The 12002-nt window shown below is 69.1% G+C and carries 7 protein-coding genes and 1 pseudogene; 2 read left to right on the top strand and 6 right to left on the bottom strand.

Features of this window, described 5'->3' with window-relative positions:
• Window positions 1-267: 267 nt before the first annotated feature.
• Window positions 268-432: pseudogene (locus Q8Q88_RS24870) on the top strand (IS66 family transposase); the annotation flags it as partial.
• A gap of 389 nt (window positions 433-821) precedes the next feature.
• Here Q8Q88_RS24870 and Q8Q88_RS22675 read toward each other — a convergent pair.
• From Q8Q88_RS22675 to Q8Q88_RS22650, 6 genes are all read right to left on the bottom strand, one after another.
• Window positions 822-1736: a nucleotidyl transferase AbiEii/AbiGii toxin family protein gene (locus Q8Q88_RS22675; RefSeq protein WP_305677452.1), complete on the bottom strand. Its 915-nt coding sequence runs from the start codon at window positions 1734-1736 to the stop codon at window positions 822-824.
• A complete protein-coding gene (locus Q8Q88_RS22670) occupies window positions 1723-2571 on the bottom strand; it encodes a type IV toxin-antitoxin system AbiEi family antitoxin domain-containing protein (RefSeq protein WP_305677451.1) in 849 nt (282 codons plus the stop codon). Before Q8Q88_RS22670 ends, Q8Q88_RS22675 begins: the two co-directional genes overlap by 14 nt.
• Window positions 2572-3358: 787 nt before the next feature.
• A complete protein-coding gene (locus Q8Q88_RS22665; RefSeq protein ID WP_305677450.1) occupies window positions 3359-4276 on the bottom strand; it encodes a LysR substrate-binding domain-containing protein in 918 nt (305 codons plus the stop codon).
• On the bottom strand, window positions 4277-6136 hold the full coding sequence (locus Q8Q88_RS22660) for a CocE/NonD family hydrolase (RefSeq protein ID WP_305677449.1): 1860 nt from the start codon (window positions 6134-6136) through the stop codon (window positions 4277-4279).
• Between the two features lies 1 nt (window position 6137).
• Complete coding sequence (locus Q8Q88_RS22655) at window positions 6138-7727, bottom strand: AbgT family transporter (RefSeq protein WP_305677448.1); 1590 nt, start codon at window positions 7725-7727, stop codon at window positions 6138-6140.
• Between the two features lie 15 nt (window positions 7728-7742).
• Entirely contained in the window at window positions 7743-10619 is a 2877-nt protein-coding gene (locus tag Q8Q88_RS22650) for a TonB-dependent receptor (protein ID WP_305677447.1), read from the bottom strand.
• A gap of 197 nt (window positions 10620-10816) precedes the next feature.
• Here Q8Q88_RS22650 and Q8Q88_RS22645 point away from each other — a divergent pair, with 197 nt between their 5' ends.
• Window positions 10817-11923 (top strand): CapA family protein, encoded by a 1107-nt coding sequence (locus Q8Q88_RS22645; RefSeq protein ID WP_305677446.1) that lies wholly within the window; start codon window positions 10817-10819, stop codon window positions 11921-11923.
• Window positions 11924-12002 lie beyond the last annotated feature (79 nt).

The following is a 12002-nucleotide window of genomic DNA, read 5'->3' as shown; positions in this document are numbered from 1 at the left end:
CCTGCTCGATCTGATGCGAAGCCTGACGGCGACAGAGGCTAGCAGAGCCTGAGGCGGCGCAGTCCCCCATCGAGGTACGTCTTGCGCCCGACATCATCCAGGGGGCGCAGAGCGATGATTTCGGCGCGGCCCCCGTCTTTTTCCGCGACCAGGATCTGACCGCAGGCGCAACGGAAATGTACCCGATCACGGCGGACAAAAGGCGCAGGCTCAGGGTCTCGCGAGGCGGCGGCGGACGGCGCGATTGAGATCGAGCTTGCCGGTGCCCTGCCGCGGGATGTCGACGCGGTTCAGGCGCTGATCCTGGCCGAGCGCGCCGCCCGCGCCGCCGAGGCCGAGCGGCTGCGCCAGATCCTCAAGGAGATGCAGCGGCGCCGCATCGGTCGACGGGCCGAGGCCCTGCCGCTGGATCGGCTGGAGCTGGCGCTGGAATAGGTCCAGCAGGAGGCGGCCGCAGAGGACGCCGGCGAGGAAGCCCGCGATCCAGAGCGCAAGGCCGCCGCCGCCGGCAGGCGCCGGCCTAACCGCGGCGCGCTGCCCGAGCATCTGCCGGGGATCGAGACCGCAGGGATGGACCCCTGATCCCGGACAGGACGGGCAGGCTCCGATCACCACCGTGTGCGCCATCCGCCCATGCCGCGCGAGCGGCTTGGTCCTCTGGAGCCGAGCTGACTCAAGGCGTCTCGCATTCCGACTGGCTGGCTCCCAGAGGACCGAACGTCGGCGCCACGCCGCTGGCCCGTCGCCGATCGTCCTCTTCGCGCACGTCGAGGCCAGAACGGCCTGCGACCAGACCAAGGAGTCTTACCGGCGCGATCTGGTCAGGCCAGTACAGCCTTCAGGCTGTGGACCAGTGCAGCTCGTCGACCGGCGTCGAGCGTATCCAGGTTTTGCTGTCGCCAGAGGATGGCGGGCAGCGCCTCGGCTCCCGGCACGCCGAGCAGGGCCCAGTCGGGCGTTCCCTCGAGAAATCCTGTCAGGAAGTCCCGATGCGCCCGCGGCATGCCTCCGGTGATGGTTGCAATGATGGCTTCGCGGGTCGCCAGGAGGTCATCGAGCGGCGCCGGTTCGGCGGTCATGCCTTGGAAGGCCTGGGCGAACTCGGCGGCGATGTCCTTGCGGCGGGGATCCAGGACCTCATGCATCGGGCGGCCATGGCCGAGCAGGTAGACGACGAAGGCGGCGCGGAGGTCATCGTCGATCCCCTCGTTCGCGAGCAGGCCGCGGACATCGAACAGGTCGCGCGGGTGCTGCCGGTCGAGGGCGGCGACGATCTTGCCGGCGAACAGGTCGCTGAAGGAGACCACCAGCGTCTCGGCGAAGCCGAAGCGGTCCTCGACAGCCTCCGACACGGCCCTGGTCTCCGGCGGATAGGCGCAGCCACGCAGGACGGGCGTCACCTCGATCTTCACCTGGACGTCGCCGCGGCCCACCACCAGCTTGGTGGCAACGCCCTCGGTCCTCAGCACCGAGCGGAAGACCCTCAATCCGGCGGGCGCGTCGGCGATCGCATCGGCGATCCGGTTCATGCCGGCGTTGATGCCCTTCAGCGCCGCCGGCCGATCCCCGACCGGCAGCCAGGTGAGGTCGATGTCGACCGAGAGCCGCGGCAGGTCGCGGACGAATAGGTTGATCGCCGTGCCGCCCTTCAGGGCCAAGTCTTTCTCCGCGGCGACGAAGGGCAGGATCTCGATGAGCAGCCGAACCTGTTTCTCATAGAGATCAAGCCAGGCCATCTAGGTCCTCGGGCACGGTGATGTGATAGCGCCGGTCGAGCTTGCCGCCCTTCACCAGCGATCGGTTGCCGGTCCCGAGGTCGAAGTCCGTCGCCGGCAGGCGCCTCAGCCACTGATGGCCGTGGCGGTCGGCGAAGAAGAAGAACAGCCGCTTCACCTTGATGCTTTTGCAGTCCGCCAGCAGCTTGCGCAGGCGGCGCGGGCTGAGATTGCTCAGCCCCTCCATCAGACGGTCGGCCTGTTCGAAGCTCTCGTGGTTGGGGAGTTCCTCCAGAACCTCAAGGATCGCGCGTTCGGGCGTGGACACCGTGATCGGCCAGTCCCAAGGCCCCCAGCCCACGACCCGGAAAGCGCCGTGCGCCGGGTCGTTGCTATGGGAAGCGCCGCTCTTCAGGTTCCAGTCCAGGCTGGTGAGCCCTCGCGGGACCGTCTCCGTGGCGAACAGGCGTGCGTCGTTATGATGGCGGAACACGACGCCGATCTCGAGATCGGCGAGCCAACGCGGCAGGGGTTCGGCCGAATAGAGATGAACCGCGCGCAGGCCGCCGCTGAGATAATGGCCGAAGCCCTGAAGCTCGAGCGCGCTGCGACCGCCCAGGCTGACCGGCAGCTGCAACACGACCTGCAACGAGATCACGACTTGCTGCCAGGTCAGGGCGCCGCGTGGACGTCGGTAGACCCGGCGCGCCGGCTTCTCGAGCCAACCTGCCGCAACATATTTTGCAACGAGGGATGTCGAATAGCCATGATCACGCAACCACTGCGAATCCACCAGAAGGCCTTCTGGTAGGGTTTGAAGAAGCCAGTTTAGCCTTCTAGCAGTTTGCGTCGTCACACGACGCTAATTACCACTAACTCAAATTTTTTCAAGGTTTGAAATTAAGCGGCTTTAGCGTCGCTTCGCTACGCTAACTCCACGAGTTTTAAACTCGCTATCGCTAGCAAAGCGACATTTCGAGGTGTCAATTCGACCATCAAATTCCCGCGCTGCTTAGGTTCAAGCGCGAAAAAGACAAACGGCGGTCGCGCTCAGCGAATTTCCACCACTCCCGTGGACGCCACCGGCGGCGGGTCTTTGTCGCGACGCAGACCGTGTCGCCCTGCCAGCGGGACCGCCGCGCTACGAGCGCGGCCGTGATCGAGGTCGCGACCTCGACCTCCTGGTCGGGGTCGGCGAGGTCGGCGGCGAGGAAGACGATCTGGGCGTCCGGGCTCCAGAGAACAGTGTCGAAGGCGTCCTGGCGGGCGGGCGGGCGCCGCTTCGGGGTGTCCGATCCGCGGCTCCGACGCCGACGCCGGCGTCGTGAACGTCGTGCTCGACAAGGACTTCACGGGCCTGAAGGCCCAGGACTAGGCGGGCGCGACAACCTATGGCGACGATTTTAGTTACAGCGTCTCGGTATCGGCAGGCATTTGCCCACACGACGATCTGACCCCGGCAGGTGGCCTTCAGCGCCTGCATCGCGGCGGTGCGGACCTTCACATTGTAGGCGGGCATCGCTGCAGGATTTTCTGGCAGGGTCGACCAGGCTCCAGCCGAAGGTGAGCTGCGCCATCGGCATAGGAGCCCGAGGGCGTGCATTCAGCGACGCTTGGGGGCGGCGGCGATTCAGGGCCGCCGATCACAGGGCCGACAGGTAGTCCCGGGCCAGCGTCAGGAAGGCCTCGGCCAAACGGGTCGGCCGGGTCGCGGCCGAGGTGACGAAGGCGTATTCGTGGCGGATGCTCGGCGTGAAGCGGCGCAGCGCCGTGCGGTCGCGCACATAGCCCCGGGCCAGGGTCTCATTGACTATCGCCACGCCGACCCCGCGGGCGGCCAGGGCGCAGGCCGAGGCCACGGTGTGTGTCTCCACCCGCACCTGGGGCATGACCCCGGCCGTGGCGAAGGCGGCTTCGATCTGAGCCCGGGAGCTGCGGCCCAGGCCCAGCAGGATCAGCGGCTCCCCCCGCAGATCCTTGGGGCCGATGACGGTCAGGGCCGCCAACGGATGGTCGACAGGGATCACGCAGGCGGTCTCGCTCACCATCACCGTCTCGGCGTGCAGGTCGGGGCGGCTAAGCGGGAGGGGAACGAAGCCCGCGTCCACAGCCCGGGCGGCGATCAGGGCTTTGGCGGCCTCGACGCTCTGGGAATCGATGGTCAGGCGAACCTTGGGATACTGATCCAGGAAACGGGCGGCGATGTCGGGCAGCAGGCCCTCCAGGAAGCTGGGGGGCGCCACGATCTTGAGTTGGCCGACCCGGAAGGCGGCCAGGTCCCGGGCCAGGTCGCGGATCCGGTCCACATTGTCCAGGGCCCGCTCGACCTCCTCGAACAGCAGCAGGCCGTCGGGGGTGGGGATCAGTCGACCGCGGTCGCGGTGGAAGAGTTCGAACCCAACCTGCCGCTCGAGCTGAGCCAGGAGCCGGCTGGCGGCGGGCTGGGTCAGGCCCACCTCGCCGGCCGCGGCGGTCACCGAGCCCAGGCGGATGATCGCCCGGAAGATGCGCAGCGCCCGCAATCCGATGGCGTCGGCCGGAAGCGAACCCGGCCGGCTCATTTAGGCGGGCCTGCGCGGCACGACCGGGAGCAGGATGTAGGAAGGGGTCGCCGGACCCAGGTGAACCCGGTTCTCGGCCACGATGGGTTCGCTCGCCTCGCCCGCCGGGGCGCCGGTGTTCGGATTGACGTCGAAATGGGGGAAGTTGCTGCCGGCGATGTCCAGGCGGATTCGGTGACCGGCGGCGAACAGGTTGCTGGTGGGAAACCCCTCGATGGCCACGTCATAGATTTCCCCGGGAACCATCAAGACCGGCTGGTCGAAGGATTCGCGGAACCGTAGGCGCAGGACGCCATGGGTCAAGTTCATGGCGTAGCCCTCGGGGTAGTCGGGGCTGGGCGGGTAGACGTCCACCAGCTTGATGGTCACGTCGGTGTCCAACGCCGAAGACGAGACCCAGAGCCGGGCCGAGATCGGGCCGGTGACCTCGACGGCCTCGGCCAGGGGTTCCGTCTGGAAGGTCAGGACGTCGGCGCGGTCGGCCAAGGCCCGGCCCGGGACCTTGGCGCCGAACACCTGGGGGGTCTCGCGCTGGTCGTAGGCGCCGGCCTCCATCAGCGGCGCGCCGGAGGCGATGGCGCCGCCGATGGTGGGGACGGGGTCGGACGGATCGTGCCGCCAGGCCGCCTCGGCCGTGACCTTCGGCGCCCGCGTGTCGAGACCGCCGTCGGGCTGCAGGTGGAATTCGACGGGCGTGGCGTCGGGCAGGGGCCAGCTGGTCTCGTCGCGCCAACGCCCGCCGTGGTCCAACCGGCCCTCGGGGTTGCGCCGTCCCGAGCCTCCGCCCATGACGAACAGCTTCACCGGGCTGGCCAGGTAGTCCGGGGTGTCCAGCCCGCGCAGGTGGCGGTCGAACCAGGCCCGGCGCAGGGCCACGTGGTTTGGGGCGATATTGCCGTCGAGGGTGGCGGCCGGGCCGAAATCCACGTCGCCGGCATGGGTCACCGAGCGCTGGCCGTGGGTCCAGGGGCCCAGGACCAGCTTCACCGGGCCGCGTTTGAGGGCGGCCAGCGCCACATAGTTCTCGGTCGCGGTCAGGGCGTAGGGATCATACCAGCTGCTCAGATGGACCATGGGCGCGTCGGCGAAGCCGCCGTAGTGGCCCGCGGCGTAGAGGCCCGGGCGCCGCCAGAAGTCGGAGAAGGTCTCGTTGGCCCACTGTTCGAGGACGTAGTCTTCGTATTCCGGCGCCGCAGCCACCGGCGAATGTCCCTTGGTCCAGGGGTTCACCCGCACCCAGTCGCGGATGTCTTCCGCATGGAGCGCCGCCTTGCGGGCGGGGTCGGCGGCGGTCTCCGGCGAAAGCCGGGCGTGCTTCACCGCCCAGGTGAGCTGCTTCAGCTCAAAGGCGCCCCCCTGGCGAATGCCGCTGTGATAGGCGCTGGAGAAGCCCCCGGAATCCAGGAACATGGCCCTGAGGCCCACGGGCGCATAGGCCGCCAGCGCCGCCTGGACGTGGGCGCCGTAGGAAAGGCCCAGCGTGCCCACCGAGCCGTCGCACCAGGATTGGGCGCGCAGCCAGGCGATGGTGTCGACCCCGTCCTCGCCCTCGTTGACGTACTTGGCGAAGATCCCTCCGGAGCCGTAGCGGCCCCGGCAGTCCTGCAGCACATAGGCGTAGCCGGCCCGGGCGAAGGCCGCGGCCATCAGCGGCTTCGACCTCGGCTCCGGATCGGCCGCGCTCCGGTCGGCGTGGTTGGTCTCGCGTTTTCCGTAGGGGGTTCGCTCCAGGAGCGCCGGCACCGGTCCGTCCGCGCCCGTCGGCAGGTAGATGTCGGTGGCCAGACACACCCCGTCGCGCATGGGGACCATGACGTCGCGCAGCACCCGGATCCCGTGGAAGGGGTCGGACAGGTTCATCCTAGGGGGCTCCGGGCGCGACCGCCGCGGGCGGCGCGTAGGCGGCCGGCGCACCGGGGCCGACGGGAAGCTGGAAGCCCACCCAGGCGGTGACCAGCAGGAAGCCGCCGGCCATGAAACCCAGGCTGTAGGGCAGCATCATCGCGATCATCGAGCCGACCCCGAACTTGGGGACCCAGCGCTGACATATGATCAGGACGAGCGGGAAGTTGGAGGCCAAGGGCGTGGCGACATTAAAGATGGAATCGCCCATCCGGTAGGCCGCCGTGGTCATCTCCGGCGAGATCCCCACCAGCATCAGCATGGGCACCACCACCGGCGCCATGGCCGCCCACTTGGCCGAGGCCGAGCCCACCACCAGGTCCAGGCCCGACGACATCAGCAGTAGGCAGACCAGCAGCAGCGGGTGGGGCAGGTCGAGGGCCTTCAGCGCCTGTGCGCCGCGCACCGCCATCACCGGGCCGAGGTTGGACCAGGAAAACAGGGCCACGAAGTGGGCGGCGAAGAAGGCCAGCACAAGATAGGGGGCCATGTCGCGCATGCCGTGGCCCATCATGGCCACGATGTCCCGGTGCGAACGCACGGTCCCGGCCGCGGCGCCATAGGCCCAGCCCGAGGCCAGGAACAGCAGCATGAACGCCGCGATCAGCGACCTGTAGAAGGGCGTCATCCGCCGCGGCCCCGCGGCGTCATCGTCGATCAGGGGGGTGTAGCCGGGCCAGAGGGCCAGGGCGGCGAACAGGACGATCACCACCAGGGCCGCGACGCCGGCGCGGCGCAGGCCGCGGCGCTGGGCCTCGCCCAGGGTTTCGAGCGCCACGCCGGGCGTCGCGGAGGCCGCGTCGCTGGCCCGCCAGGCGCCCAGCCGCGGCTCGACGATCCTGTCGGTGACGAACCAGGCGATGGGGGTGAAGAGGACGCCGATGGCCAGGGTGAACCACCAGTTGCCCAGGGGGTTCATGACGAAGCCGGGATCGATCAGCCGCGCCGCCGGCTCGGTGATGCCCAGGATCAGGACGTCGAACTGGCCGGGAATGATGTTGCCGGCGAAGGCTCCGGAAATTCCCGCATAGGCGATGGCGACGCCCGCCAGGGGATGGCGGCCCACCTCGGCATAGATCAGGGCCACCAGGGGAATGATCACCACATAGGCGGCGTCCGCGGCGTGGTGTGACATCAGTCCCACGATGAAGACGGCTGGGCTCAGGGCGCGGACCGGCAGCTTGCGCACCGCATCGCCCATCAGGGCGCTGAACAGGCCCGACCGCTCGGCCACCGCGGCCCCCAGCATCACCACCAGCACCAGGCCCAGGGGTGGGAACCTGGCCAGGGTGTCGGGCATCTCCACCAGGAGGCGGCCGAGATTGGCCTCGGTCAGCAGGCTCTCCACCTCCAGCCGCGCTCCGGTGACCGGATTGACGGCGCTCCAGCCGCCGGCCGCCGCAGCCACCGAGCCGGCGATGACCAGCCCGATGGCGGCGATGAAGATGAAGACCGGATCGGGGAGGGCGTCGCCGAACGCGGCGATCCGGTCCAGGACGCCCCGTCGCTCGCGGACGGCGACGTCCGGCGTTTCGCCCTGCTCGGTCATCGAGGCGCCCGTGTCCTAGAACTGCATGCCCAGGCGAACATAGAAGGACCGGCCCCGCGCGTCGTAGGTATAGATGTCGTAGTTGATCGGCGCGTTGGCGTAGGAGGCCGGCGGGTCCTTGTCGAACAGGTTGTTGATCCCGACCGTCACCGAGGTTTCGTACCGTTCGAACTCATAGCCGGCCTCGAGGTCCTGGTAGAAGATCGCCTTGGTCTTGGGGTCCTTCACCGGATTGACCACGTCGGTGCTCTTGCCGATGTAGCGACCGCGCCAGACGGCGTTCCAGGGCCCCTCGTTCCAGCGCAGCGAGGCCTGGCCCTTCCAGCGGGGATAGGTGGACCGCGGCTGGTCTCCCTTGCCCGCCCGCTCATCGACGATGGGCGCCGCGCCCGTGGGGTTGGGGCTCGTGGTGGTGAAGTGGTCCAGGTAGGAGGTGTCCAGCACCGCGGCGAACCGGCCGAAGTCCGTGCTGAACTCGTAGCGGACGGTGGTGTCGATCCCGGAGGTCGAGACCTCGTTGAGGTTCTGGGCGCCTTGCAGCAGGTTGCGGATGGCCCCGGTCCCGGCGTCCCGCTCAACCAGATCGCAGAACACACCGCCCTGCTGGGCGCAGAGGCCCAGGATTTGGGTCGCCGATTGCGACGCGATGGCGTCCTTGATGGTGATCTCGTACCAGTCGACCGTCACGGTCAAGCCGGGGACGAAGCGCGGCTTCACCGCCAGGCCGAAGCTGTAGGTGTTGGCGGTTTCGGGCTTGAGCTGCGCGTTGCCGGAGATGGTGCCGGGGATCAGGCCGTTGAGATTGAAATTGGCCTGGTTGTAACCGGCGGGCACGCCCGCGCACCCGGGCCGGGCGGCATTGACCACCGCGCCGCCGTTGCAAGGGTCGATGCCCTGGAAGCTGGTCTCCCGCGCGCCCTGATAGAGTTCGAGGATCGACGGCGCCCGGAACCCCTGCGAATAGGTCCCGCGCACCAGAATGTCCTCGATCGGCCGCCAGCCGACACCGGCCTTGAGCGTCGTGGCGTCGCCCACCGTGTCGTAGTTGGAGTAGCGGGCCGCCAGGCTCAGATCGAGGCTGTCGGCGAAGGCCATGTCCTTCAGCAGTGGCACGGCCAGCTCCACATAGGCCTCGTGCAGGCTGTACTGGCCTGAGGTCGGCGTACGGGTCTGGGCCGTGGTGGTGGTGTAGATCGCCGGGATGTTGACCGGGGTCGAGTTGGCGTAGGCGTCCGGGGTGTCGCTCGCCTTGTTCTGCCGATACTCGTATCCGGCGGCGATGGCCACCATCCCGGCCGGCAGATCGTAGAGGTCGCCGGTGACGTTGAAGGTCAGGTCGTAGATCTCGGTCTGATTGGCCTCCTTGGTGGTGAAGCGGATGTAGGCGGCCTGGGCCTCGGTCATCGGCGCGAACAGGTTGACCGGCGTGCAGCCGGCGCTGGCGGCGCAGACCGCCGGCGAGCCAAGCGCGAGCGCCAGGCGGTCGTAGTTCACCCCGTTTAGCGCCTTCGAGCTCATGTCGTTCTTGGCGTAGCTGCCGTAGGCGTCCCAGTCCCAGGTGCGGCCGAAGGCTTCGAACTCGCCGTCGAAGCCGGCGGCGAAGCGGTAGGTCTTCACATCCTGAACGTTGTCGCGGTTGCCGATGTCGCCCATCACCCGGCGGATGCGCCAGGCCTGGGCCGCGGTGAAGCCGATCGCGTTGGCGGCGGGCACGCCGTTGGCCGTGCCGAACGGGTTGAAGGGATGGTTGGACGGCAAGCTGAAGCCACGGATCGTCCCGGCCGCGCCGCCGATGTCCAGCAGGACCGGCGAGAACCTCTGGTTGGAGATCCGGCGATTGAACAGGGCCTCGGCCGTGAACCGCAGGGTGTCGGTCAGGTCGCCATTGTAGCGGCCGTAGAAGCCGTAGCGCTCGCTCGGGCCCACCGAATATATGCCCTGGGCCTGGGTGTTGTAGAAATCGCCAGGCAGAGCCGCGGTGTGGAAGCTGTTGTCGGCCTGCGCGCCGGTTCCGTAGGGGCTCTGGCCGTTGGCGGCGAACGGGCTGGCCGCGGCGCCGAAGCCCGCGGGCGTGCCGAAGAAGGCGTTGCTGGACAGGCCCGGCAGGATGTAGAGGCCGTTCGGACTGGTGCCGGGCGTGGTCACCCGCACGAGCGACAGCGCCGTGCGCGCCCGGTCGGAGGTGAGGATCGGCCGGTCTCGGATATAGCTGGCCGAGAACACCAGCGCGCCGTGGTCGAAGCGTTTGCCCCAGGTGACCACCCCTGCATACTGCTCGCCATCGCCTTCGGATGTCACGCCGGCCTTGGCCGAGACCCGTAGGCCGTCGAAATCGCGTACGGTCTGGATATTGACCACGCCGGCGATCGCGTCGGCGCCGTAGATGGCCGAGGCGCCGTCCTTGAGCACCTCGATGCCCTCGATCATGCCCAGCGGCATGGTGTTGAGATCGACGAAGTCGCGGAACCCGCGCTGCCCGACCCCGTCCACCCAGCGGTGACCATCCACCAGGACCAGGACCCGGTTGCCGCTGCCCTCACCGCCGCCGAGATAGCGCAGGTTGATCGCACTGGCGCCGTAGGAGGTGCCCTGGGTGCCGTTGGAGTTGAGGCTCACGCCCGCCGCCGGCAACTTCTGCAGCAGTTCGCCCACCGACGAGGCGCCCGAGGCGGCGATCTCCTCGGCGGTGATCGTGGTGACGGGGCCGACGCTGTCGGCGTCCTTGCGCGAGATCCGCGAGCCGGTGACGACGATCTCCTCGACGCTGGACGCCTCTTGCGCCAGGACTGGCGCGGTCCAGACCGCGCAGGACAGCACGCCTGCCCCCAGCAGCGCCCCATAGGCCGCACCTTGCCGCAGCCGCGACTTCACGCGGCGATCGCCGTTCGACATCCCTTAGCCCCCTCTGGCTGTGTGGCCCTGGCGTCCCTGAATTTCGGGCGGATGGGCCAACCTTGGGGCCACCCTGAGGGCCCCGTCGGGCCAGGCGCAACTCTATTGCGGCTGCGCATCGGCCCATGCCCTGGAAGCATGGACTACCCGGCGGACGCATCGCGCGCCTATGGTCTGCGGGCAAGGGGGCCTCGACGATGCATCGCCGCACTTTCCTGGCCTCGGGCCTGGCCCTCGCGGCCGCGCCGGCCAGGCCCGAGGCCAGGCCGCCGCTACGGGTCGCCCTGCTGGGCCAGGCGCTGATCGAACACGAGCTGTCACCCGCCGCCTGGCCGGGCCGCGCGGCCATCGCCGCCCGTCTCGCCCAGGCTCATGCGTGCTTCACCAACCTGGAGACGGTGATCAAGGGGCCCCGCGCCGGGGCGCCGAGCCGCGAGGCGCTGACCCTGCACGCGGCCGGCCCGGCGATCCTCGACACGCTGAAGGCGGTGAACATCAACCTGGTGGCCACCGCCAACAACCACGCCTTCGACCTTGGCTCCGGGGGCATCCTCGACACGCTGGACGCCTTGCGCGCCGCGGGGTTGCCGTCAGCAGGTTCGGGCGTGGACCTGGGCGCCGCTTCCGCGCCCGCCCTGATCGAGACGCCCGCGGGCAAGGTGGCCCTGGTGGCCTGCGCCACCGGCAAGGTCCGCGAAGGCGGAGCGGCGGGGGCGGCCCGCGCCGGCGTCAACGAGATTCGGCAGGACGCCGCGCGCGAACTGCTGCCCGAGGACGTGGCCCGGGTACTGGATTCGATCCGCGCCGCGCGCGCCCGGGCCGACGTGGTGATCGCCTATCAGCACAACCACGACTGGGAGCTGGACAATGCCGATACGCCGGCCTGGCAGCGGGTGTTCGCCCGGACCTGCGCCCAGGCCGGCGCCTCGGTCTTCGTCGGCCACGGATCGCCCCTGCTGCAGGGGATGGAGGTCCATGCGGGCGTCCCTCTGCTCTACGGCCTCGGCAATTTCATCTTCCAAACGGAGAAGCCGCCAGGCGCCTATCCGCCGGAGGCGTGGGAGGGCCTGGTGGTCGACTGCGTGTTCGAGGCCGGACACTGTCGCTCCGCGCGGCTGGTCCCCCTGGCCCTGAACGAGATCGGCCTGGGCGGGCAGGACGACATGGCCACCCGCGGCGGCCCAACCTTCGCGACGCCCGTCCAGGGGGTGAAGATCCTGGAGCGGGTCGCCGCCCGCGCGAAGCCGTTCGGCGGCCGCATCGGCATAGCCGCCCATGGCGAGGGCGAATTGCTGGGCCTGTGAGCGCCTGCCACCGCTCTCCTCCGCGAAGGCCGGCGCCCAGATTTAACTCAGAACACGGGGCATGCGGTTCGATGGTTTG

It is taken from the genome of Phenylobacterium sp. (genome assembly GCF_030697925.1).
In the GTDB taxonomy this organism is placed as follows: Bacteria; Pseudomonadota; Alphaproteobacteria; order Caulobacterales; family Caulobacteraceae; genus Phenylobacterium.
Note: the sequence above shows the minus strand (reverse complement) of the source record. Positions and strands in the feature narration are given on the sequence as shown.

What these genes read in the sequence shown, in the direction of transcription:
- Q8Q88_RS22675 (WP_305677452.1), bottom strand. Translation starts at nt 1,736, where the DNA reads ATGGCCTGGCTTGATCTCTATGAGAAACAGGTTCGGCTGCTCATCGAG.
- Q8Q88_RS22665 (WP_305677450.1), bottom strand. Translation starts at nt 4,276, where the DNA reads ATGAGCCGGCCGGGTTCGCTTCCGGCCGACGCCATCGGATTGCGGGCG.
- Q8Q88_RS22660 (WP_305677449.1), bottom strand. Translation starts at nt 6,136, where the DNA reads ATGAACCTGTCCGACCCCTTCCACGGGATCCGGGTGCTGCGCGACGTC.
- Q8Q88_RS22655 (WP_305677448.1), bottom strand. Translation starts at nt 7,727, where the DNA reads ATGACCGAGCAGGGCGAAACGCCGGACGTCGCCGTCCGCGAGCGACGG.
- Q8Q88_RS22650 (WP_305677447.1), bottom strand. Translation starts at nt 10,619, where the DNA reads ATGTCGAACGGCGATCGCCGCGTGAAGTCGCGGCTGCGGCAAGGTGCG.
- Q8Q88_RS22645 (WP_305677446.1), top strand. Translation starts at nt 10,817, where the DNA reads ATGCATCGCCGCACTTTCCTGGCCTCGGGCCTGGCCCTCGCGGCCGCG.